Here is a 23,812-nt window from a genome sequence, read left to right as displayed (position 1 = left end):
TGTGATAACGCCTTCGTGACTAACATCGTGTTAGCCAGACGCCCCCAGGAAAGCGCTCAGCCGGAACGGAAATCAACCCCACGTTATGGTAACGAACTGATTTTGCCTAGTTTAAACAATATTTAACCAAATTGAAATCGTTCCTTTTCTCTCATGGAATGACATTTACTATAAAAAGAATAGCGTCGTCATCTCTTAAATAGGACCCATTGTTTTTTTAATGAAACTTAATGGGCTATAATAACGTATAAAAGGTATACCTTTTTTAGATAGAAAGGAGAAAAAAATGAGAAAAGTTTTTCTTGGTTTCATTGTCTATGCATTAGCCGAGTTGGCGTTATTAATAGTAATTGGTCAAAACATTGGTGTTCTAAATACATTATTGCTTATAGTCGCTACGAGTATTATAGGTATTTATGTAGTGAAAAATAAAGGTATGAATTCTGTACAAAAGGTTAAAAATACGATAGCACGTGGTGAGGCTCCAGGGCCAGCATTAGTTGACACAGTATTAAATTTTAGTGGTGGTGTACTTCTAGCATTACCAGGTTTTATAACAGATCTTGTTGGTTTATTACTGCTCATGCCTTTTTCTCGCAAAATGTTCCAGCCAATCTTTTATTATTGGATGCGGAAAAAAATGAAAAAAGGCCAATTTATCATCGTTCAAAAATAGCATTATCCTTTAGTTTAACCGCCAAAAATAAAAATATAGGGCTCAGTAAAATGCCGTAAAAACCAAATAATAAAATAGAGGCAGCACTGATGAAAAAGGTGTGGAATGTACGTAATTGTAATGTATTTGACCAAAGCATGGATTCAGCTAGCTGCCTTGTTAATTGAACGAAGAGATACAAAAGTAAAATAGCTACACATAAAAAGGTATTGCCTTTTAAGTAAAAATAAATGCTCATGGGTACAAGAAATACGCCAATCCCAAAGAACGGAAGTACATCAGCAAATGCAACTATAAAAGCTTTAATGATGGCTTGTTCAAATTGGAGAATCATAAATCCTGCACAAAGAATGAGCAGTGTAATCGTGAATAGCTGAAACTCCACGTACAAAAAGTAATGAAATAGCTGCATAATTTTAGAAAAATGCTTCTGCCATTCATTGCGGAATTTTTTTGGCACATATTGAAAAAACCAATATCGGGATTTGCGAGTTTCCAATAGGGCGAAATAGTAAGCAACAAGGAATATAAATACTTCAATTACGTGCTTCATGAATAGTTGGAAAATATTAGCTGTGTATAAAAAGATTGAATCGAAAATAGAGAGCGATTTTTCCTTTAAAACTTGGATGAACATTGATTCATATTCATTGAAAAGTGGGAAATTTTGTAATGTATCTCTGATTTCAGGGAAGACAAGAATAATACTGTTTATAGATATGATAACGAGAAGAAAAATGCAAGCTAGTATAAGTGCTTCCACAATAATTGCTGCAAGCCAATAGGTAATCCTACAATAAGAGTGAAGAAATTTTATGACAGGATACGTAGAAAAAGACAAAAAAATCGCAAGTGATACAGGTAATACGAACCATAGTATTACCAAATAGAATGTAAAAAACAAAACACTTATAGTTCTTTCGTATGAAAAATATTTAATATTCCTCATTTTTACAAATTCACCCCGTTTCAAATGATAAATTAATATTGAAATGCGCAAAAGAATCTCTTTAAAACTCATTTATAATCGCTCGTGCACCTTTTTCTTTATTCGGAGGTTTTTCATTCACAAAGCTGTCAAAAATGATTATAATAGCAATGTAAGCGATTAACTTAATGGTTCATATGAGCAAAAAACGTAAATGTGAGCTAATAACTGCATTTACAACTAAAAAATATATTATGAGGGAGCGATAATTTATGTCAGCAACTAAAGGATTAGAAGGTATCGTAGCAGCGGAATCTAAAATCAGTTCAATTATCGATGACACACTTACATATGTTGGTTACAACATTGATGATTTAGCAGAGAACGCGTCATTTGAAGAGGTAATTTATTTACTATGGCATACTCGTTTACCAAAAGCGGACGAGCTAGCTGAATTAAAACAACAATTGGCAGACAACATGTCTATTCCACAAGCAATCGTAGATCAATTCAAAACATACCCACTTTCAACTGTACATCCAATGGCTGCACTACGTACTGCAGTATCTTTACTTGGTGTATTCGATGAAGAAGCGGATGTTATGGATACAGAAGCTAACTACCGTAAAGCAATCCGTTTACAAGCTAAAATTGCAACAGTAGTTACTGCATTTGCGCGTGTTCGTAAAGGTTTAGAGCCAGTTGCACCAAAACCAGAATTAGGATATGCAGCAAACTTCTTATACATGCTTAAAGGTGAAGAACCAGCAGCAATCGAAGTTGAAGCATTCGACAAAGCATTAGTATTACATGCTGACCACGAATTAAATGCATCTACATTCACAGCACGTGTATGTGTAGCTACATTATCAGATGTTTATTCTGGTGTAACTGCAGCTATCGGTGCATTAAAAGGACCACTTCACGGTGGTGCAAATGAGCAAGTTATGAAAATGTTAACTGAAATCGGCTCACTTGAAAACGTTGAATCTTATATTCAAAATAAATTAGATAACAAAGAAAAAATCATGGGCTTCGGTCACCGCGTATACCGCAAAGGCGACCCACGTGCACCACACTTACGTGTAATGTCACAAAAATTAACTGAGCTAACTGGTAAACCAGAGCTTTATGAAATGTCAGTTAAAATCCATGACATGATCGTAGAACAAAAGAAATTACCTGCAAACGTAGACTTCTTCTCTGCGTCAGTGTATGATTCTTTAGGTATTGATCATGACCTATTCACACCAATTTTCGCAGTATCACGTACTTCTGGTTGGGTAGCTCATATTTTAGAGCAATATGCTAACAACCGCCTAATCCGTCCACGTGCAGAGTATGTTGGACCAGGCATGCAAAAATATGTTCCAGTCAGCGAGCGCTAATTCGGAAAATATGCTAGAATATTTGGGACTGTGTTACTGAAAACACAGTCCTATGATTATGAATTTAGGAGGCAATATCAATGTCAAACAAAATTGTAGTTGAAAATGGCGTACTTAATGTACCAAACAATCCAGTAATTCCTTTCATCGAAGGTGACGGAATTGGTCCAGATATTTGGGCTGCAGCATCACGCGTAATCGACGCAGCAGTAGAAAAAGCTTACAATGGTGAAAAGAAAATTGAATGGTTAGAAGTTCTAGCTGGTGAAAAAGCATTCAACCAAACTGGTGAATGGTTACCACAAGAAACTTTAGACAAAATTAACGAATACCTAATCGCAATCAAAGGTCCTCTTACTACTCCAATCGGTGGTGGTATCCGCTCTCTAAACGTAGCATTACGTCAACAGCTTGACCTATATGTATGCTTACGTCCAGTACGTCACTTTGATGGAGTACCTTCTCCAGTTAAACGCCCAGAAGACGTTGAAATGGTTATCTTCCGCGAAAACACAGAAGACATCTATGCTGGTATTGAATTCGAATCTGGCTCTGAACAAGCACAAAAAATCATCAACTTCCTACAAACTGAATTTGGTGTTAACCAAATCCGCTTCCCAGAAACTTCTGGTATCGGTGTAAAACCTGTATCTAAAGAAGGTACTGAGCGTTTAGTACGTTCTGCTATCGAATACGCTATTAAACATAAACGCCCATCTGTTACTTTAGTACACAAAGGTAACATCATGAAATTCACTGAAGGTGGATTCAAAAAATGGGGTTATGAATTAGCTGAAAAAGAATTTGCTGATCAAACATTCACTTGGAACCAATATGATGCTATTAAAGCTGAACAAGGTGAAGAAGCAGCAAACAAAGCACAAGCTGACGCTTTAGCAGCTGGTAAAATCTTAGTTAAAGATTCTATCGCTGATATCTTCTTACAACAAATCTTAACTCGTCCAACTGAGTTCGACGTAGTTGCTACAATGAACTTAAACGGTGACTATATCTCTGACGCATTAGCTGCTCAAGTTGGTGGTATCGGTATCGCTCCAGGCGCAAACATTAACTATGTAACTGGACACGCGATCTTCGAAGCTACTCACGGTACAGCTCCAAAATATGCTGGTCAAGATAAAGTAAACCCATCTTCAGTATTACTTTCAGGTGTATTAATGCTTGAACACTTAGGATGGCAAGAAGCAGCTGACATGGTTACTAAATCTGTAGAGAAAACAATCTCTTCTAAAGTTGTAACTTACGACTTCGCTCGTTTAATGGACGGCGCTAAAGAAGTAAAATGTTCAGAATTCGCTAATGAATTAATCAAAAACCTATAATTTTCTATTCTAAAATAGAAATTATAGTTAAAGCGGAAGTATATTCTGCCGATATAATTAGGGTGAAATGTAAATTTCTATTGACCTTAGCTTAATAAAATATTTACGATGAACTTGTTTAATCGAGGGAGGAGAATTTATTCTCCTCCCTTTTTTAATTTCTTTCAACGGGTGTTTAAACACCCGCTGAAAGAAGCCTCCGGCGGATGTCACGGAATCGGAAAGGGGAGTTCTTTGTGCTTGCACAAAGCCGATTCCTGACGCAATTATGCCGAGGCATAATTGATTATATAACCTAATTTTAAAGGAGCGTATTCGAATGTCTCTGAAACGAAAAAAAATCTCAGTAATCGGTAGCGGTTTTACTGGCGCTACTGCAGCATTTTTAGCAGCTCAAAAAGAACTTGGTGATGTAGTGTTAGTGGATATTCCTCAAGCTGAAAACCCAACAAAAGGTAAAGCTCTAGATATGTGGGAAGCTGCACCAGTGCAAGGCTATGATTCTTATGTTAAAGGTACTTCTAATTATGCAGATACTGCAGATTCTGATGTAGTAATCATCACTGCTGGTGTTGCTCGTAAACCAGGTATGAGCCGTGACGATCTTGTTCAAATTAATCAAGATGTAATGAAAGCCGTTTCTAAGGAAATTGCTAAGTACTCACCAAATGCAACAATCCTTGTTCTTACAAATCCAGTTGATGCAATGACTTACACAGTATTCAAAGAAACTGGTTTCCCTAAAAATCGTGTAATAGGTCAATCAGGTGTACTTGATACGGCTCGTTTCTGTGCGTTTGTAGCTGAAGAACTGAATATCTCGGTAAAAGACATCACAGGTTTTGTGTTAGGTGGTCATGGTGATACAATGGTGCCACTTACTCGTTACTCTTTTGCTGGTGGTATTCCATTAGAATCATTAATCCCAGCAGATCGTCTTGAAGAGATTGTAGACCGTACACGTAAAGGTGGCGCTGAAATTGTTAACCTCCTTGGTAATGGTTCTGCATATTATGCTCCTTCAGCGGCGCTTATTGAAATGGCGGAAGCTATTATTAAAGACCAAAAACGTATACTTCCATCTATTGCATACTTAGAAGGCGAATATGGCTACAATGATTTATATCTAGGTGTTCCGACATTGTTAGGTGCAAATGGTATAGAAAAAATCTTTGAGCTTGAATTAACAGACAATGAAAAAGCAGCTTTAGATAAATCGGCAGAGGCTGTCCGCGACGTTATGAAAGTTTTAGCTTAATAAGAGTTTATGAAATCGAGTGGGATTCATTCCTACTCGATTTTATGTTGTTGAAAAACTATTATGTTAATGAAATTAAAGTGTCCTTCATATAGCATGTATTTTCTGACATTATCTATTAAGCGATAAAACGAAACCTTAACAATGTTTTGTCTATGTAAAAGTAAAGTGCTAACGAAGCTATAGCAATAGATTTACAATTGCGTCACTGTTATATGTCTGTTCGATTTTGGTGAGTTGCTATGGCGATTATAAATGCGCTTGTAAGTAGGCGCGTATAACCATGTACATTTTTGCTAACCAATGTATATTACAACTTTATTTGGATTGGCTAGCATGATAGCCTTGTTCGGCTATGTAGTAGCTGGTTTTGGCTGACAATTCATGAGAGTAGAGGTTTCAATAATCGAGTTGTAAATATTCATACATATGAATATTTGAGAGAAAGTGTACATACTAAGACAAACAAAAATGTACATCTCAATGCGAACATTTATAGCGTTGAAAATTCTACGCTATCGCTGATTGTAGTGGAAGGCTACTCGACTCCCGTGGGAAAGCGAGAGAGGTGAGACCCTGCACGGAGCGGATGTTTTCTGTACGAAAGCGAAGCGGCAGTAACAACAGCGTAGGAAGCGGCTCGGCGCTCGCCCACAGGAAGCTCTGCGCGAAAGCGAAGCGTCAGCGACAAAGCGAGTAGCCTAGAACGGAAATCACCCCCACGTTATGGTACTAAACTTTAATCAATTTCGCCTTGAAGTAATGGTAGCTGTCGCATAGACGAACCCATTTTGCTAAATGAAGATAAAATGGTTATTCTGCTTTTCGTTGTACTTTTGGAATAAAATTGATACTATGAAGGTATATGATAGAAAAGGGGTTGGCGTATTTTTGCTTCAAAAAAACAGTAAGCTTGGTCTCACTATTGATGAAGTTACAGTTGGCGAGAAGATTCATATTACCGAAAAAATAGAAGATAAGGATTTATTGCTTTATTTAGGACTTACGAATGATAATAATCCGCTTTATATTCAACATGATTATGCTGCGATGACACCTTTTCAAAAGCCAATCGTACCAACAATCATGTTAAATGGTATTATTACGTCAGCTGTGTCAAAGTATATTCCTGGACCAGGTGCACGAATTATTGAGCAACATATAAAATATTTAGAACCACTCTATCATTATGAATTATTTGATACACTTTTAGAGGTAACAGAAGTCAATAAATTACAAAATACAATTACTGTATCGGTACACTCATATAATGAGCAAAAGCAACTTGTGATTGAAGGTACTTTGCTGGTGATACCACCACTTGCTTTATAGACGTCTTGGATTTGAAATGGGGGTTTCAAATCACTAACGGAGGCATTACACATGACAAAAACGATTTTAGTTGTAGAAGATGAATTTTCTATTGCGACATTATTGAAATATAATTTAGAGCAGGCTGGATATGTTGTAGAAACAGCTGCAGATGGTCAAGAGGGTCTTGATAAGGCAATTGACTTACAGCCAGATTTAATTTTATTAGATTTGATGCTTCCAAGGCTTGATGGTATGGAGGTTTGTAAACAAATTCGTCAACAACGTATGAATACACCTATTATTATGCTAACAGCAAAGGATGACGAGTTCGATAAAGTACTTGGTCTAGAGCTGGGGGCAGATGATTATATGACGAAACCCTTTAGTCCGCGCGAAGTGTTAGCACGGGTAAAGGCAGTTTTAAGACGTTTTACTCAAAATATAGTGGTTGAAGATAAGAATGGGCCACAAGAGAAAATGTATGAATTTGGACAATTGCGTGTCTTTCCAGAGCGTTTTGAAGTATTTTTACAGGATGAGGCACTGGAATTTACACCAAAGGAATTTGAGCTACTCATTTATTTACTTGAAAATAAAAACCGTGTTTTAACACGTGATCAGCTATTAAGTGCTGTATGGAAGTATGACTTTGCTGGCGATACTCGAATTGTGGATGTTCACATAAGCCACCTTCGCGATAAAATCGAGGAAAGTAGCCGTAAGCCGATGTTCATCAAAACAATTCGCGGCCTTGGCTATAAATTCGAGGAGCCGAAGACGACATGAAATCAATGAGCACCCGCTTATTCTTGACATTCATGCTATTGCTTGGATCGATATTAGCTGTCCTAATGATTGTTATAGGTCAGCTTTTTCCTGTTTATATAGAACAGTACAATGAGCAGGCTAGTTTACAGATGCAAGAATCCATTAACCAAGTATTAGATGAACGAAAAATTGAACTATCAAAAGAAGATAAAGAGGCACTATATACTGCTCAAAACATTGAGGAAACAGATTCTTTAATATCGAATGTTCATGCGCGACTTTATGGGGTGCTAGCAATTCTATTTATAATAGCACTTATTTTAATAGCTATCGTAAGTCGCTATATGATTCGAAATTTCACTGCTCCTATTGATAACGTGACAGATACAGCACTAGAGCTGGCGAAGGGAAATTACCGTGCTCGTGCTCATGAAAATGAGCGTGAACGTATGATGCCACTAAGTCACTCCATCAATATTTTAGCGCGTAACTTACAGGATATTACGACGATTCGCGAGGTAGAAGAGGAAAGGCTTAAAACGTTAATTGAAAATATGGGAAGCTCCCTCATGATGATTGGACGTGAGGGGAATATATCTATCGTAAACCGTGTATTTTTAGAGCGTTTCGGTATGCAAATTGATGACGTACAAGGAAAAGTTTTTCGTACAATTGGCTTACCTAAATCACTTGAGCAATTTATCGACCATGTGTTTCTAACAGAAATGCCTTATCGTCAACAAATTAAAATGGAGGTCCAACAGGAGTTATATAATAAGGAAGTGTATGGAGCGCCTGTTATAGGAGATCATGGTCGATGGCTTGGTGTCGTTATCGTTATGCATGATATTACGGAGCTTGTTCGTTTAGAGCAGATTCGTAAGGACTTTGTAGCAAATGTATCTCATGAATTGCGTACGCCTATTACATCTATTAAAGGCTTTTCTGAAACTTTACTGGATGGTGCGTATAAAGATGAAAAAATGCTACTATCTTTTTTAGAGATCATTTATAAGGAAAGTAACCGTCTGCAGATGCTTATCCAGGATTTACTGGAGTTATCGAAAATTGAACAGCATGGTTTTACCGTTAATATTATGCCGATGGGCTTGCAAGATGTACTTATACGTGGAGCAGAACTGACAGGACCTCGCCTGGATGAGAAAAATATGAGCTTTCATGTTGATATAGAACGTGATGTTCAAGTTATGGGTGATGCGAATCGTATCATTCAAATTGTTACAAATTTAATTACCAATGCCATAACGTACTCTCCGGAAAATACAACCGTTACGATTCGATTAAAAGAAAATGAAACGTACGGCATTCTTGAAATAGAGGATCAAGGTATAGGAATTGAAAAGCATGAAATTGCCCGTGTTTTTGAACGGTTTTACCGTGTGGATCGTGCGCGAAGCCGGAACTCCGGGGGGACAGGTTTAGGGCTAGCTATTGTGAAGCACTTAGTAGAGGCTCATCATGGTCGCATTCAGGTAGAAAGTGAAGTTGGCGTCGGGACAAAAATGATAGTCATGATCCCGAAAAATTAACGAATTCTTTACAATAGCACAATTTTAGATTCACAATAGGGACTTATACTTGTTAGTAGAAACCCCCCTTATAATTATTAAGACTTTAAAATAGCCAAAAAAAATCTTTATATATGAAGATTTTTTAACTGCTTTCAGCAGAAGTCTCCCACCTTTATAGGTGGTGAGATGAATGCGAATTTAAATTACTTTTCAGAGAGTGTCCAAACACCTGCTGAAATAGAGGAACTCAGTCTAAGAACGCCACGTCCTGTGGCAACGACTGAGTGACCAACATCACGTTGGCCCAAAGCCTCCGGCGGATGTCACGGAATCGGAAAGGAGTTAATAAAGGATGTTAGCCTAAAATAATCGCATCCATGCGATAACGGCTAACTGACCTGCATCACGCAGGCCTAAGCACAAAGCCGATTCCGGACGCAATTATGCCGAGGCATAATTGATTTGTGTTGCTTAGTTATCGCCAATAGGAAGAATCTATTACCAAACTTTTTGGTGATAGATTCTTTTTCTGTTTTACACGTAACGCAAATAGGTGTAAAGTATAGTAGCATAATATTCAACTAATAAGCAATGTACTGATTGTTAGTTTATAGTGTTGATAAAATAGAATGATGTTGAGCTTTAAATGAGGGGAATTTCCGTTTGGCTACTCGCTTTCCTTCCTCTGCTTATGTTGTCGCTACGTTAGCAATACGCTTTCGTATAAAAAACATTTTTTATCGTTTATTAGAGTTATATGGCCGGAAAATATATTCTAAGAGAAGTAGTTGATTGGAGTGGAGACTGGGCGACTCCTTGGGGATCAGCGTCACAGATGAGACCCTGGAGCGAGCAAAGCGAGTGAAGCGGCTCATCGGACGCCCCCAGGAAAGCGCCCAGTCGGAACGGAAATCAACCATTCGTTTTGCCGAAAAACCATAATTTAATATGACATTTTAATTTCTTTAATACAATTCGACAACATGAACTAACAATCAATGTACCTGTTAGTTGAACTAATTAGGTTTATACGGTCAGCTAATAAGCCCACTTTATCTAGAAGTGATTTATATTCCTGACCGCTAAAGCGGGATAAAAAATTGAGAGAAGGATGACCATGAAAATCGTCAAAAGTATCGTGCAAATCGGCTATCTTTATGTAATTTTATTTGTTGGGAATAGTATTGCACGTCTACTTCACTTGCCGATTCCAGGGAGCATAATTGGACTAGTCTTATTGTTTTTACTTTTGCAGTTTCATATTATTAAGCTTGAATGGATTGAGCTAGGTGCAGGTTTATTACTTAGTGAATTATTACTATTTTTCATTCCATCTGCTATCGGAGTAATCGATTATACTGCATTATTCGGTGAGCAAGGTGTGAAAGCTGTGCTTGTTATTGTATTGAGTGCCATAGTTGTAATGTTTGCAACAGGTTTCACAGCACAATTGCTAGGGCAACGAAAGAAAGGTGATACTGCATGAGCTTTTTAATAGCTATAGTAAGTTTACTAGGTACTATTGCAGTTTTTTATACTAGTAAAATGTTTTATAAAAAGTATCAGAAGGAATGGTTAACACCTATACTGATCACACCATTAGTGGTAATTATCATCTTGCTACTAACGGGTACATCCTATAAATCCTATACTGCAGGAGCCAGTATTTTATCAAATTTACTAGGACCAGCAACAGTTGCATTTGCGGTACCAATTTATAAAAATCTTGACCTATTAAAGAAACATGCTTTTGAAATTGTTCTAAGTATTGCAGTTGGCTCAGCTGTTGCTATTACATCATCATTTATCTTTGCTGTATTAGTTGGATTAAATAATGAGCTTGTGCATAGCATAGTTCCACGCTCAGTTACTACACCAATAGCGATGGACATTTCCAATATGATTGGTGGCTCTCCTACTCTTACTGCAGTTTTCGTTATGGTAACTGGTATTTTAGGGAGTCTAATAGCACCATTAGTTATTAAAGTATGTCGTTTCCATCGACCATCCTCTAGAGGTCTACTGTTAGGAATGGGAGCACACGGTACGGGTACCTCTAAAGCATTCGAGATTGGTGAGCTTGAAGGTACGTTCGCAAGTCTTGCTATGATTGTAGCTGCATTAATTAGCATTGTTTTATCAACAACATTTTTCCCGGCATTTGAACATCTAGTTGTCAATTTCCTGTTGCCTTAAATGGTAACAGGATTTTTTTTCGGTTCTATTTTATTTGTGCGGTATGATTTTAGGTGGAGGGCCAGTGCAGGAATGTTTGGTGAGCTTGCTCCTTATGTCAAACTGCCTAAAATAAAAAATGGTTTATTAAAATATTTTGAAACTTTTTATAATGTGTCCCGTATACACTAGTACTAAGCTTAAGGGAGGATTAGACATGAGTGTGAAAAGGTCACTAGTGATGGTGGGACTTGGCATTTTCGGCATTGTTGCACTTATTGCTGTATTTACATCGTGGTACACGGTAGATGAATCAGAACAAGCTGTTGTCATTACGTTCGGTCGTGCCGATGAAACAGTAACAGAACCAGGTTTACATTTTAAATTACCTTGGCCTGTACAATCGGTTGCGGTTTTATCGAAGGAAACATTTAGTTTACAGTTCGGCTATAAGCAAAATAAAAAAGGTGAATTGGAAGCTTATGATGCTGAAACGAAAATGATTACAGGGGATGAGCATATTGTTTTAACAGACCTTGTAGTTCAATGGAAAATTACAGAACCGAAAAAGTATTTATTCAGCTCACAAGATCCAGAAAAAATATTACATAGCGCTACGTCGAGTGCGATTCGATCAATTATTGGAAGTTCCAAAATCGACGCTGCGTTAACAGAGGGAAAAGCGGACATAGAAGCAAAATCACGAGATTTACTCGTTTCGCTTATTGAAAAATACGATATTGGTATTAGTGTTTTAGGGGTAAAACTACAGGATGTTGAGTTACCGAATGCAGATGTTCGAGCAGCCTTTACAGCTGTTACAGACGCACGTGAAATGAAAAATACAAAAATTAATCAAGCAGAAAAATATAAGAATCAGCGTACTAATGAGGCTGAAGGTGAAAAAGATGCTATTATCTCGAAGGCTCAAGGTGAAAAAACAGCCCGTATTGAGCAGGCTCAAGGGGATGTAGCTGTCTTTAATAAAATGTATGAGCAATATAAGGGTAATAAACAAATTACACGTGAGCGTTTAATTTTAGAAACGCTTGAAAATGTTTTACCTAAAGCACAAATTTATATTATGAATGATGATGGCAGTACAATGAAATACTTGCCTCTTCAAGCATTGCAACCTGCGAAACAGGAGACACCTGCGGCACAGGAAACACCAAAAGAGGAGAAAAAAGAAGGGGGCGGTAACTAATGGACCAAAAAAATAAGGATCTTGAAAAATTCCTCAATTTTTTATCAGGTAAATCCAAAAATACTGCTCCAAAAGAAGAGGATACAGTGGATAATGTGGTCAAAATGTCAAAAAAAGGCCCGATGAATCCGAAAAAATATATTTCTTTTGCCGTAACATTAACAGCCGTTTTTGCTATTGCCATTATATTATTTACTAATGTTTATATAGTTAAAGAATCCGAATACGCGGTTGTTAGACAGTTTGGAGAAGTAGTGAAATTTCAGAGTGAGCCTGGTTTGAAAATAAAGGTTCCATTTGTTCAAAGCGTAACGAAGCTACCAAAAAACCAAATGACGTATGAAGTTTCTGAAGAAGAAATTAATACAAAGGATAAAAAACGAATTATTATTGATAATTATGCAGTTTGGCATATAACAGATCCAAAGCAATTAATTTCAAATGCAGGAACAATCGAAAAAGTTGAATCACGTATGGAAGAGTTTATTTATTCAGTTATTCGTTCAGAGCTTGGTCGAATAGAATATAAGGCGATTATAAATGATGAAGATTCTTCACGTGGGAGTATCAACGATCAGGTAACTGCACGTGTCAATGAGTTACTTTCAAATGATAAGTATGGAATAGAAGTAATAGATGTTCGTATTCGTCGTATCGACTTGCCAACTGAAAATGAGCAATCCGTGTTTACAAATATGATTTCGGATCGTGAATCAATGTCGCAAAAATACCTATCTGAAGGTGATGCTCAGAAACGCCGTATTGAAGCTCAAACAGATAAGGAAGTTCAAGAAATGCTGGCAACAGCGAAAAAGGATGCAGCATTGATTCAAGCGGAAGGTGAAGCAGAAGCAGCTAAGATTTACAATAAATCGTTCTCTCAAGATCCTGAATTCTATTCATTGTACCGCACATTAGAATCATATAAGAAAACTGTAGGTGAAGATACGGTCATTATTTTGCCATCCACTTCACCATATGCGAAAATATTATCTGGTTATATAAAATAATACTATTATTCTTGCAGGGATTAGTATATGAAGTCGTCTCAAACTTTTTGAGACGGCTTTTTTACATTTTAGTAAGATGTCTTGTATGGCATAGGAAGGACTTTAATGAATGGCGATATTTATAAAGTTGATTGGAGTGGAGACTGGGCGACTCCTTGGGGATTAGCAATAGAGGAACGAAGGCTAAAACCATCACGTCCTGTGATAACGCCTTCGTGACCAACATCGTGTTGGCCCGAGACCCTGAAGCGAGCATCGCGAGTGAAGCGGCTCATCGGACGCCCCCAGGAAGCTCTGCTCTGCGTGAAAGCGAAGCGTCAGCGGCAAAGCGCCCAGTCGGAACGGAAATCAACTCCACATTATGGTGAGGGGTCTTTGTAGTTTGGGTTTAGGTATTTTTAATCAGGTTATTTTAATTATCTTTCATTTATCAATGGTTTATTATTAAAATGATAGAAATTTATAATTTTGTGTTTCGTAAATTACTATTATCTGATAGAATGATAATGTTCAGATTTAAAAAATGGGGGTAATAGTTGTGAAATTGCAAATTAGCAAGTGGCTCCAAAATCTATTGATAGCCTGTAGTATTGCATCGTTATTTACACTTTTCTTCCGTCTATCAGATTTTGCATGGATCACAAAAAGTGTTTATCATATACCAGTATTTTTTGTTATTTTGTTTTTATTAGGTTTAGTCATTGCTGAGGATGTACGAAAGATATTTAAAAAAATGTTTTGGTACGAAAAACGCAAAGTTAAGCGTCCTATATGGCAAGTTGGGATCGGCTTCATTTTCTTCTTAGCGCAAATCGGCACTGTAATGGTGTTTAATACAGAGCTTACACAACCGCAGCTTGGTGGTATGCCATTATTTTTAATATTTGCCTTTATGAATGCTTTTATTTTGACAGTCATATATGAAGAGATTTTCTATCGCAAAGAAAAGACAACTAAAGCTAGTGAATAATATCGGAAAAGTCAATTACAATGAGTGATTGGCTTTTTTGTGTGTCGTTAATCCTGAGTTAAACTGTTAATGTAGAAAATTTGGCGATTTTCATCGTTATGATTGGTAAAATAACCGTTTTCTCGATAAAGTAAAGGGAAGAGGCATTTTCAAACATACGTTTTCGTTTTACAATTAAGAAGACGACAACGCAGGAGGATAAAATCATGACAAAGGAAAAATTGCTATTATTGGACGGCAATAGTTTAGCATATCGCGCGTTTTTTGCGTTACCTCTATTAACGAATGATAGTGGAATTCATACGAATGCAGTGTACGGCTTTACAACAATGTTACAAAGAATATTAGAGGAAGAGCAGCCAACGAAAATTTTGGTTGCCTTTGATGCGGGTAAGACAACCTTCCGTCATGAGACATTTACGGAATATAAAGGTGGTCGACAAAAGACTCCACCAGAATTATCAGAGCAGTTTCCTTATATACGTAAGCTTATTGATGCTTATGGTATTAAGCGATATGAGCTTGAACTATACGAAGCGGACGATATTATAGGGACACTTGCCAAAGAAGCTTCATCACAGGATATGGACGTCATCGTCGTATCAGGAGATCGTGACTTAACACAGCTCGCGACTGAGCAAGTAACAGTATATATTACTAAAAAAGGCATTACTGAAATTGAAAGAAATACACCAGAATTTATTGCAGAAAAATACGGCTTAACTCCCCAACAAATTATTGATATGAAAGGTTTAATGGGGGATTCTTCAGATAATATCCCTGGTGTACCGGGTGTCGGTGAAAAAACGGCAGTTAAATTGTTAAAAGAGCATGGTTCAGTCGAGTCGCTTTACGCGGCAATGGATACGGTGAAGGCTTCTAAAATGAAAGAAAAATTAGTTGCCAATGAAGAACAGGCACTAATGAGTAAAAAACTAGCTACCATTTTTACAGAGGCCCCGATTGATATAACGCTTTCGGATCTTATCTATAATGGTCCGAATGAAGAAGAATTAATTAGCGTGTGGCGAGAGCTTGGCTTTAAATCATTGCTAGATAAAAGTGATTTTACTGTCCAAGAAGAGGAACAAGCACCTTTTGACTATGAAATTGTGCAGGAAGTGAAACAAGAGCACTTAAAAGATGTAATGGCAGTGCATTTGGAGCTGGAGGACGAGCATTATCATACATGTCAGCAACTAGGCATTGCACTAACAGATGGAGCGAAAACAATGTACGTGCCGTTTGATATTGCGGCTAAATCAGATGTCCTTCGTCTTTGGTTAGAAGATGCTACTAAAATAAAGTATATGTCTGATTCAAAAGCATCTCAGGCTGCGTTAAATCGTGCGGGAATTCGTTTAGCTGGTGTGGAATTTGACTTATTACTTGCTTCTTATATTAATAATCCTGCGCTAAGTGGGGATGATGTGGCAACACTTGCGAAAGAACTAGGCTATCGTAATGTGCAGGCAAATGAGACTGTTTATGGTAAAGGGGCGAAACGAGCTATACCTGCCATTGATGCACTTGCTGAGCATGCCAGCCGCAAAGCCTTTGCTGTGTGGTCTTTACAGCCAAAGCTTGAGGCATTGTTAAAGGAAAACGAACAGTTCGAACTCTATAAAAACTTAGAGCTTCCACTTGCTTCTATTTTAGGGGAAATGGAAAGTGAGGGAATCACGGTCAATCGTGCCACATTAGAGAAAATGGGGCAGGAACTAAGTGACAAACTAGTTGTGATTGAACAGGAGATTTATACGGAGGCAGGAGAAGCCTTCAATATTAATTCGCCAAAGCAATTAGGTGTCATCCTCTTTGATAAACTTGGTCTTCCTGTTATTAAAAAGACAAAGACAGGCTATTCCACTGCAGCAGATGTATTGGAAAAATTAAAACCAGAGCATGCCATTATTGAACATATTCTTTTGTATCGTCAGCTTGGAAAATTACAGTCAACTTATATTGAAGGCCTTCTAAAGGAAATCCATGAAGAAGATCGAAAGGTGCATACTCGATTCCAACAAGCATTAACAGCTACAGGGCGTTTAAGCTCAACTGATCCAAATTTACAAAACATCCCGATTCGTTTAGAAGAAGGGCGAAAAATACGTCAAGCGTTTGTGCCATCGCAAGAAGATTGGATACTATTTTCTGCCGATTATTCGCAAATCGAATTGCGTGTATTGGCCCATATGTCAAAGGATAAAAATTTAGTCGAAGCTTTCCGTGAAGGTATGGACGTTCATACACGTACTGCGATGGATGTATTCCATGTCTCAGCAGATGAGGTCGATAGTAATATGCGTCGCGCTGCAAAAGCAGTAAACTTTGGTATTGTCTATGGTATTAGTGATTATGGCTTATCGCAAAACTTGGATATTACTCGTAAGGAAGCTGCTACATTTATCGAGAAATATTTTGCGAGTTTCCCAGGTGTAAAACAATATATGGATGATATCGTCCAAGATGCGAAGTTTAATGGTTATGTGACAACGATTTTAAATAGACGTCGATATTTACCTGACATTTCGAGCTCGAATTTCAATTTACGAAGCTTTGCAGAGCGTACTGCGATGAATACACCAATTCAGGGAAGTGCAGCTGATATTATTAAAAAAGCAATGATTGATATGGATGCTCGCTTGAAAAAAGAAAATATGCAGGCAAAGCTCCTGTTACAAGTGCATGATGAATTAATTTTTGAAGCACCTAAAGAGGAGATTGCATTGCTTGAAAAAATAGTACCAGAGGTTATGGAGAACGCAATCGAGCTTTCAGTACCATTAAAAGTAGATTTTAACTACGGTGCGACTTGGTACGAAGCAAAATAAGGAGGGATTAAAATGCCTGAATTACCAGAGGTTGAAGGTGTCGTCCAGGCATTAAAACCTAAGATTGAAGGGCGTACAATTCAACAGGTTCAACTATCTGAAATTATTCGTTTTTCCTTTGGGGAAGGAAAGCAATGTATCGTGAAGCAAGCTGAGCCTGATGCATTTGAAATATCCTTGTCTCAAATGACGATTACAAAAATCGAACGACGTGCAAAATATATCTTTTTTCATTTGCTGAAAGAGGAGGATGTCCCTTATGTGCTTGTTAGTCATTTAGGGATGACAGGTGCGTGGTTTGTAGTGAATTCGCCTGAGGAAATCCATGAGGCGAAATTTAAAAAGCATATTCATGCTACATTCCTAATGGCAGATGGTGGCTATTTAATTTATTCGGATATACGCCGCTTTGGTGAATTACGTTTTTTAACAAAAATTGAGGATCATGCACCATTAACAAAAATGGCGCCAGAGCCATTCGATGAAATAGCATGTGATTATTTTATTGCGAAATCAAAGTTACCGAAATATGAGAAAAAGGCCGTTAAGGATGTAATTATGGATGGGCAGGTTATTTCGGGCTGTGGCAATATTTATGCTACAGAAGCATTATTTGCTCAAAAAATTCATCCGGCCCGCACAATGAACCGCATCAGTGAAAAGAGTAAGCTTGCATTATTCGAGGCAATTGTCGCGATTTTACGCCAAAGCATTGAAGCAGGTGGTTCAACAATTTCAGATTATCGTAATATTAATGGTGAGGCTGGAAGTATGCAGAATCGACTGCAAATGTATGGAAAGAAGATGTGTCCAACGTGTAGTACTGCAACGAGCCAAATGACGATAGGTGGGCGTACATCAGTCTTTTGCCCAAATTGTCAACATTAAAGGGGATTTAACTATGATTATCGGACTAACAGGAAGTATTGCGAGCGGAAAAAGTACAGTAGCAAAAATGATGACAGCACTTGGTTTACCGATTGTCGATGCAGATATTGTTGCGCGTGATGTTGTAGAACCAGGAACGGAGACTTTAAAGTTAATAGCTGAAAATTTTGGAGAAGTTATATTGCTAGAAGACGGTAGTTTAAATCGTGCCAAGCTTGGCGATATTATTTTTCACGAGCCTGCAAAGCGTAAAATGTTAAATGATATTATGCATCCTGCTATTCGTAAGGAAATGTTACGCCAGCGTGATGCTTATTTAGAGGCTGGAGAAAAGGATGTTGTGATGGATATTCCACTGTTATTTGAAAGTAAATTGCAGCATTTTGTTGAGCGTATTATCGTGGTATCGGTTAGTGAAGAGGTACAGCTTCGTCGTTTAATGGAGCGTAACAACTTATCGAAGGAGGATGCCCTAGCTCGAATGCGTTCTCAGTTACCTATGTCAGTGAAAGAAAAAGGTGCACATGCGGTTATTTATAATAATGAAAATTTAGAACAAACAGAGCACCAATTAAAGAAAATCCTGACCTATTGGGACGTATTATAATAAAATTAATAATTAAATCAATCGATGCGTAGCAATGACATATTGCTACGCATTTCATATTGTTGAAAAACTATTGTGTCAATGAAATTAAGGTGGCACATTAAAAATAGTATGGCTCTTCGGCAAAACGAGGGGGTGATTTCCGTTCCGGCTGGGCGCTTTGTTGTTGCTGTCGCTACGCTTTCGCACAGATAAAACAATTGCTGTCGCTACGCTTTCGCACAGAGCAGAGCTTCCTGGGGGCGTCCGATGAGCCGCTTCACATAGCGTGTATCTTCTGGTATGGCACTTTAATTTATAGTTATAAAAAGAAACTTCAGCATGTTTTTTATGTGCGAAAGCAAAGTGCTAGCAATAACAGGTGTACAATAGCGTCACAGTTATCAATATTGTCAACATTGTTCATTATTTTTGAAATGAATAAAATTCTACGCTATCGCTGATTGGAGTGGAAGGCTACTCGATTCCCGTGGGAAAGCGAGTAGCCTGGAACGGAAATCACCCCATTTAAAGTGCACAACATTCACTATGAGATGCGTAGCAAGAACACTTTGCTACGCATTTTTTTGTGGAGTTATACCATAATAAGGACTAATTTGGCGATTTTATTTTTCAGAAAATAAGAACTTTAATATTATGAATATATAATGTTCATCTTTTTTGAAATTGTGTTATACTATTCGCATAAAGTATATAATTAATCTGAGTATGACTCACAGGAGGATTTTATAAATGACAGTATCAGTTGCTATTAATGGTTTCGGACGTATCGGACGTATGGTTTTCCGCCAAGCGATCGTGCAAGAAAGTTTAAATGTCGTTGCGATTAACGCTAGCTATCCAGCTGAAACTTTAGCACATTTGATTAAGTATGACACAAATCACGGAACATTCGAGGGTACAGTTGAGCCAGCAGGCGATGCTTTAATTGTAAATGGTAAACGTGTTCAAATTATTAGCGAACGTGACCCATTAAAATTACCATGGGCAACAATGGGTGTGGATATCGTTATTGAAGCAACTGGTAAATTTAATGATCGTGAAAAAGCAGCAATGCACTTAGAAGCAGGCGCAAAGAAAGTTATCTTAACAGCACCTGGTAAAAACGAGGACGTAACAATTGTTTTAGGTGTAAATGATGAGAAACTTGATATCGCAAAACATGATGTTATTTCAAATGCTTCTTGTACAACAAACTGCTTAGCCCCAGTTGCCAAAGTATTAAATGACACATTTGGTATTGAAAGCGGATTAATGACAACAGTTCACGCTTATACAAATGATCAAAAGAATTTAGACAATCCACATAAAGATTTACGTCGTGCACGTGGTTGCGCACAATCAATCATCCCAACATCTACAGGTGCTGCAAAAGCATTAAAATTAGTGTTACCAGAATTAGAAGGCAAAATTCATGGTATGGCACTTCGTGTTCCAACCCCTAACGTATCATTAGTTGACCTAGTAGTTGATTTAAACACAGACGTAACAGTTGATTCTATCAATGCTGCATTTGTGAAGGCTGCTACTGAAGGTCCAATGAAAGGTATCTTAAACTTCTCAGTTGAGCCTCTAGTATCTTCTGATTACAATACAACAACTTACTCTTCTACAGTAGATGGACTTTCTACAATGGTAATGGGTAACCGCAAAGTGAAAGTACTTGCTTGGTACGACAATGAGTGGGGTTATTCTGCACGTGTTGTAGATCTTGTGAAAAAAGTGGCAAAAGCTTTAGAAACAGTTAATGCATAATAATAATAATTAGACCGAGCACGTTGAAATCCCAGTGATTTCAATGTGCTTTTTTTATTTAGATAGCTAGTTTAAATGTAGAATCTATGCTTGTACTTTAGCCTTTCAAGGTTTATCATGAGCACACTAGCGTCAATGCGCTTTTCTTATACATAGGAAATTTGTTATAATAGAAATATTAAATTGTTGTGAAATCAGGAGAGTAATTATATGAGATGTCCATCTTGCCAATTTAACGGAACGCGTGTTGTGGATTCGAGGCCAGTTGATGATAATAAAGAAATTCGTAGACGTCGTGAATGTGAGTCATGTGGCTTCCGCTTTACAACGTTTGAAAAAATTGAAGAGACACCTTTAGTTGTAGTGAAAAAAGAAGGTTCACGAGAAGAATTTAGCCGTGAAAAGGTACTTCGTGGACTTATTCGTGCTTGCGAAAAACGTCCTGTTTCTCTTGAAGTACTTGAGGGACTAGTAATGTCTATTGAAAAAGATCTTCGCCGCATTGGGAATTCCGAAGTCCGATCTGAGGATGTAGGAGAAATGGTAATGGATCGCTTAGCGAAAATCGATGAGGTTGCTTATGTGCGCTTTGCATCGGTTTATCGTCAATTTAAAGATATCAATGTCTTTATTGAAGAAATTAAAGAAATTATCCAACGTCAGACAGAACAGAAATTATAAGGTAAACAGAGAGGGTGAATGACGTTGAACCATTTGTATAAGGAATTGCAGCCAGCTGATTCTTTTGACATTCGTCTACCTCATGCACTTTCTACGCAGGAACGTCAATTAGTAACGCTTTTTTATCAGCCTTTAATTGGAGCGGGACCAATCAGCCTTTATTTAACGCTATGGGCAGAAGCTGAGCAAATGCCAAGTCAGCAAATGACACATTATTATTTAATGAATGTGCTAGGGCTTCCTATTGGCAAAGTATTTGAGGCACGTATTGCGCTTGAAGCAATTGGTCTGTTACACACTTGGAAAAAAGAGGATGCTGGCCAGCGATGCTTTTTATATGAGCTGATACGTCCACTTGATGCAGATAGCTTTATGAAAGACCCACTGCTCTCGATGTTTTTATTTAGTAAAATAGGGGAGCAAGCTTATCGGAAGTTACGTCAGCGTTTTATCCCATCTGCAAGAGATGCAGAATTTAAAGATGTATCGCGTGCCTTCATAGATGTTTTTAAGCCTGTAAGTGCAAACATTCCAAATGATTTACAAGCTGATACTAGTAGCAAGGATAAACAGCAAAAAGTATATCCATTTTATTTTGACCAGTTTGACTTTGAACTACTGCAAGCGGGCTTATCGGAGCAACTAGTGCCGGCAAGCCTACTAACATTTGAGGTACGTGAATCAATAGCAAAATTAGCATTTTTATATCACTTAACTGCGCTTGATATGCAAAAAGTAGTGATTCTCGCATTAGATGATGACCTAGGTATTTCACTGGAACGTTTACGTAAAGCCGCTGCGGATTTTTATAAGCTAACGGTATCAAAAGAGCCACCAAAGCTTGCTAGAGTGAGTAAGCAGCTGTCATCCATAGAGGAATCAGGCCAAAAAACAAAGGATCAGGAACTTCAGCAATATTTAGAGACGACTCCCCCAGTGCAAGTATTGCGAGATATCAATAATGGCAAAGAACCTTTACAGACCTCCGTGCAGCTTGCTGAGAGTTTAATTGTCCAGCATGGAATGCCAGTAGGCGTTGTTAATGCTCTTTTGGAATATGTAATGCTAACAACTGATATGAAGCTACCTAAAAAATATGTGGAAACGATTGCGGATCATTGGGTACGTAAAAATATTCAAACGGCAAAAGAAGCAATGGAACTAGCACGCCAAGAGCATGATAAGTACACTACGTGGAAAAATAAGCCACAGACTTCGGCAAAAAAGAACTCTTACACAAAAAATCGCCGAGAGGAAAAAGTACCAGATTGGTTTTATAAGCGTAATGAAAAATCAGAGGAAGTATTAAAAGATACAACGAATACTGATACTACTGATTTTGAAAAGGAAAGACAAAAAATACTGGATAAATTAGGGAATATTCAAAATAAGGTAGGTGAATGACAATCGAACCAATTAATGGACCATTAAAAAGAGCAATTAATGTACCATCATTTCAAGAACGTTACGAAGCGATGCGTCGAGAAATTTTAGAAAACCCTCGTGTGCAAGAATTTTTAGCAGAGCATGCAGATGAGTTAAGCTATGAATCAATTGAACGTAATTTACCGAAGCTTCATGAGTTTATTAGTCAATCTACAGTATGCTGTGGCTGTGGCAGTACAGAGAGTTGTACAAACTACTTAAAAGGTTTTTTACCTACTTTACGCGTAGTGCGGAGTACCGTTGAAATTGATTATGTGCGATGCGAGCAAAAGATACGTGAAGATGAGCGCCGGGATGTTGCTAATATGATCGCAAGTATGCATATGCCGAAGGATGTTCTACGAGCTACAATTAGTGATTTATTTATTGATGATCATACACGTATCAATATTGCAAACCGTGCGACTGATTTTGTTCAACGTATACTAGATACAGGGGATTTGCCTTCTAAAGGCTTTTATTTATATGGTCAATTTGGAGTAGGGAAATCTTTTGTGCTAGGCGCATTAGCCAATGAACTTGCGAAGGTTAAAGTAAAGTCAGTTGTAGTTTTCGTGCCTGAATTTTTACGAGAAATGAAAAATGCAATTGGCGATAATACATTGAATGAAAAAATAGACTATGTGAAAAAGGCACCAGTGCTAATGCTCGATGATTTAGGAGCCGAGACAATGACCGCTTGGACGCGAGATGAAATTTTAGGGACTATTTTCCATTACCGTATGGCGGAGCAATTGCCAACATTCATTACATCTAATTTTAATTATGATGAATTGGAGCATCATTTAGCACAGTCGCAAAAAGGTGACATTGAAGTCGTGAAGGCTGGACGTATTATGGAACGTGTTAAAGCGTTGACGGAGCCAATTGAAATGGGTGGAAAAAATCGCCGTATGTGAGATTGACTGTTGCATTTTGTGACAATCGAGCGTATACTGTCACATATAATAATTAACTTCTTTCAGCAGGCTGTGCAAACACCCGCTGAAAGAGGTTAATGCCTCCGGCGGATGTCACGGAATCGGCTTTGTG

General features: G+C 37.8%; 20 protein-coding genes. 19 read left to right on the top strand and 1 reads right to left on the bottom strand.

Translation table 11 applies throughout. The annotated features are described in order from the left end of the window. Window positions 1-286 precede the first annotated feature (286 nt). Window positions 287-676: an FxsA family protein gene (locus tag ACQKOF_RS14705; RefSeq protein ID WP_427558329.1), complete on the top strand. Its 390-nt coding sequence runs from the start codon at window positions 287-289 to the stop codon at window positions 674-676. Here the strand turns inward: ACQKOF_RS14705 and ACQKOF_RS14700 are convergent. Continuing rightward, on the bottom strand, window positions 660-1,625 hold the full coding sequence (locus tag ACQKOF_RS14700) for an AI-2E family transporter (RefSeq protein WP_427558326.1): 966 nt from the start codon (window positions 1,623-1,625) through the stop codon (window positions 660-662). The genes ACQKOF_RS14705 and ACQKOF_RS14700 overlap by 17 nt on opposite strands. Window positions 1,626-1,876: 251 nt before the next feature. Here ACQKOF_RS14700 and citZ point away from each other — a divergent pair, with 251 nt between their 5' ends. The 18 genes from citZ to dnaI all read left to right on the top strand — a co-directional run bounded on the left by citZ (window position 1,877) and on the right by dnaI (window position 23,679). Then, the gene (gene citZ, locus ACQKOF_RS14695; RefSeq protein WP_370075677.1) at window positions 1,877-2,992 is read left to right on the top strand and encodes a citrate synthase; all 1,116 of its coding nucleotides are present in this window, start codon (window positions 1,877-1,879) and stop codon (window positions 2,990-2,992) included. Window positions 2,993-3,072: 80 nt separating this feature from the next. Next, entirely contained in the window at window positions 3,073-4,335 is a 1,263-nt protein-coding gene (icd, locus tag ACQKOF_RS14690) for an NADP-dependent isocitrate dehydrogenase (protein ID WP_427558321.1), read from the top strand. Window positions 4,336-4,654: 319 nt separating this feature from the next. Further along, window positions 4,655-5,593, top strand: coding sequence for a malate dehydrogenase (gene mdh, locus ACQKOF_RS14685; RefSeq protein ID WP_370041448.1), 939 nt, complete (start codon window positions 4,655-4,657; stop codon window positions 5,591-5,593). 891 nt (window positions 5,594-6,484) lie between these two features. Continuing rightward, window positions 6,485-6,925 carry a MaoC/PaaZ C-terminal domain-containing protein gene (locus ACQKOF_RS14680; RefSeq protein ID WP_427558314.1) on the top strand — a complete coding sequence of 147 codons (441 nt, stop codon included), beginning with the start codon at window positions 6,485-6,487 and terminating at the stop codon, window positions 6,923-6,925. Window positions 6,926-6,976: 51 nt separating this feature from the next. After that, complete coding sequence (locus ACQKOF_RS14675) at window positions 6,977-7,693, top strand: response regulator transcription factor (RefSeq protein ID WP_370041452.1); 717 nt, start codon at window positions 6,977-6,979, stop codon at window positions 7,691-7,693. Beyond that, complete coding sequence (pnpS, locus tag ACQKOF_RS14670; protein WP_427558312.1) at window positions 7,690-9,225, top strand: two-component system histidine kinase PnpS; 1,536 nt, start codon at window positions 7,690-7,692, stop codon at window positions 9,223-9,225. Before ACQKOF_RS14675 ends, pnpS begins: the two co-directional genes overlap by 4 nt. 1,099 nt (window positions 9,226-10,324) lie before the next feature. Next, window positions 10,325-10,693, top strand: coding sequence for a CidA/LrgA family holin-like protein (locus ACQKOF_RS14665; RefSeq protein WP_100544892.1), 369 nt, complete (start codon window positions 10,325-10,327; stop codon window positions 10,691-10,693). Further along, entirely contained in the window at window positions 10,690-11,403 is a 714-nt protein-coding gene (locus ACQKOF_RS14660; protein ID WP_427558309.1) for an LrgB family protein, read from the top strand. The genes ACQKOF_RS14665 and ACQKOF_RS14660 overlap by 4 nt, the downstream gene beginning before the upstream one ends. Before the next feature lie 196 nt (window positions 11,404-11,599). After that, entirely contained in the window at window positions 11,600-12,589 is a 990-nt protein-coding gene (hflK, locus tag ACQKOF_RS14655) for an FtsH protease activity modulator HflK (RefSeq protein ID WP_427558306.1), read from the top strand. Next, window positions 12,589-13,599, top strand: coding sequence for a protease modulator HflC (gene hflC, locus ACQKOF_RS14650; RefSeq protein WP_427558303.1), 1,011 nt, complete (start codon window positions 12,589-12,591; stop codon window positions 13,597-13,599). The genes hflK and hflC overlap by 1 nt, the downstream gene beginning before the upstream one ends. Window positions 13,600-14,137: 538 nt before the next feature. Then, window positions 14,138-14,569 (top strand): DNA polymerase I, encoded by a 432-nt coding sequence (locus ACQKOF_RS14645; protein WP_427558300.1) that lies wholly within the window; start codon window positions 14,138-14,140, stop codon window positions 14,567-14,569. A 206-nt stretch (window positions 14,570-14,775) separates the two neighbouring features. Next, on the top strand, window positions 14,776-17,403 hold the full coding sequence (polA, locus tag ACQKOF_RS14640; protein ID WP_427558297.1) for a DNA polymerase I: 2,628 nt from the start codon (window positions 14,776-14,778) through the stop codon (window positions 17,401-17,403). Window positions 17,404-17,415: 12 nt separating this feature from the next. Further along, entirely contained in the window at window positions 17,416-18,291 is an 876-nt protein-coding gene (mutM, locus tag ACQKOF_RS14635) for a bifunctional DNA-formamidopyrimidine glycosylase/DNA-(apurinic or apyrimidinic site) lyase (RefSeq protein WP_427558295.1), read from the top strand. A gap of 13 nt (window positions 18,292-18,304) precedes the next feature. Beyond that, on the top strand, window positions 18,305-18,898 hold the full coding sequence (gene coaE / locus ACQKOF_RS14630) for a dephospho-CoA kinase (RefSeq protein ID WP_427558292.1): 594 nt from the start codon (window positions 18,305-18,307) through the stop codon (window positions 18,896-18,898). A gap of 732 nt (window positions 18,899-19,630) precedes the next feature. Then, window positions 19,631-20,653, top strand: coding sequence for a glyceraldehyde-3-phosphate dehydrogenase (locus ACQKOF_RS14625; protein ID WP_427558289.1), 1,023 nt, complete (start codon window positions 19,631-19,633; stop codon window positions 20,651-20,653). Window positions 20,654-20,863: 210 nt separating this feature from the next. Then, a complete protein-coding gene (nrdR, locus tag ACQKOF_RS14620) occupies window positions 20,864-21,334 on the top strand; it encodes a transcriptional regulator NrdR (RefSeq protein WP_049667519.1) in 471 nt (156 codons plus the stop codon). Window positions 21,335-21,352: 18 nt separating this feature from the next. Continuing rightward, a complete protein-coding gene (locus tag ACQKOF_RS14615; RefSeq protein WP_427558286.1) occupies window positions 21,353-22,738 on the top strand; it encodes a replication initiation and membrane attachment family protein in 1,386 nt (461 codons plus the stop codon). 2 nt (window positions 22,739-22,740) lie between these two features. Further along, window positions 22,741-23,679: a primosomal protein DnaI gene (dnaI, locus tag ACQKOF_RS14610; protein WP_427558356.1), complete on the top strand. Its 939-nt coding sequence runs from the start codon at window positions 22,741-22,743 to the stop codon at window positions 23,677-23,679. The last annotated feature ends 133 nt before the right edge of the window (window positions 23,680-23,812 follow it).

Origin of the sequence: Lysinibacillus sp. NPDC093190, from assembly GCF_050280425.1 — a bacterium.
Classification (GTDB): Bacteria; Bacillota; Bacilli; order Bacillales_A; family Planococcaceae; genus Lysinibacillus.
This window is presented reverse-complemented; position numbering and strand designations above follow the sequence as displayed.

Coding starts and splice junctions, on each gene's coding strand:
- nrdR (WP_049667519.1), top strand. CDS start 20,864: ATGAGATGTCCATCTTGCCAATTTAACGGAACGCGTGTTGTGGATTCG.
- ACQKOF_RS14705 (WP_427558329.1), top strand. CDS start 287: ATGAGAAAAGTTTTTCTTGGTTTCATTGTCTATGCATTAGCCGAGTTG.
- ACQKOF_RS14615 (WP_427558286.1), top strand. CDS start 21,353: ATGACGTTGAACCATTTGTATAAGGAATTGCAGCCAGCTGATTCTTTT.
- mutM (WP_427558295.1), top strand. CDS start 17,416: ATGCCTGAATTACCAGAGGTTGAAGGTGTCGTCCAGGCATTAAAACCT.
- polA (WP_427558297.1), top strand. CDS start 14,776: ATGACAAAGGAAAAATTGCTATTATTGGACGGCAATAGTTTAGCATAT.
- mdh (WP_370041448.1), top strand. CDS start 4,655: ATGTCTCTGAAACGAAAAAAAATCTCAGTAATCGGTAGCGGTTTTACT.
- ACQKOF_RS14700 (WP_427558326.1), bottom strand. CDS start 1,625: ATGAGGAATATTAAATATTTTTCATACGAAAGAACTATAAGTGTTTTG.
- ACQKOF_RS14660 (WP_427558309.1), top strand. CDS start 10,690: ATGAGCTTTTTAATAGCTATAGTAAGTTTACTAGGTACTATTGCAGTT.
- ACQKOF_RS14625 (WP_427558289.1), top strand. CDS start 19,631: ATGACAGTATCAGTTGCTATTAATGGTTTCGGACGTATCGGACGTATG.
- icd (WP_427558321.1), top strand. CDS start 3,073: ATGTCAAACAAAATTGTAGTTGAAAATGGCGTACTTAATGTACCAAAC.
- ACQKOF_RS14675 (WP_370041452.1), top strand. CDS start 6,977: ATGACAAAAACGATTTTAGTTGTAGAAGATGAATTTTCTATTGCGACA.
- coaE (WP_427558292.1), top strand. CDS start 18,305: ATGATTATCGGACTAACAGGAAGTATTGCGAGCGGAAAAAGTACAGTA.
- pnpS (WP_427558312.1), top strand. CDS start 7,690: ATGAAATCAATGAGCACCCGCTTATTCTTGACATTCATGCTATTGCTT.
- hflK (WP_427558306.1), top strand. CDS start 11,600: ATGAGTGTGAAAAGGTCACTAGTGATGGTGGGACTTGGCATTTTCGGC.
- ACQKOF_RS14665 (WP_100544892.1), top strand. CDS start 10,325: ATGAAAATCGTCAAAAGTATCGTGCAAATCGGCTATCTTTATGTAATT.
- hflC (WP_427558303.1), top strand. CDS start 12,589: ATGGACCAAAAAAATAAGGATCTTGAAAAATTCCTCAATTTTTTATCA.
- citZ (WP_370075677.1), top strand. CDS start 1,877: ATGTCAGCAACTAAAGGATTAGAAGGTATCGTAGCAGCGGAATCTAAA.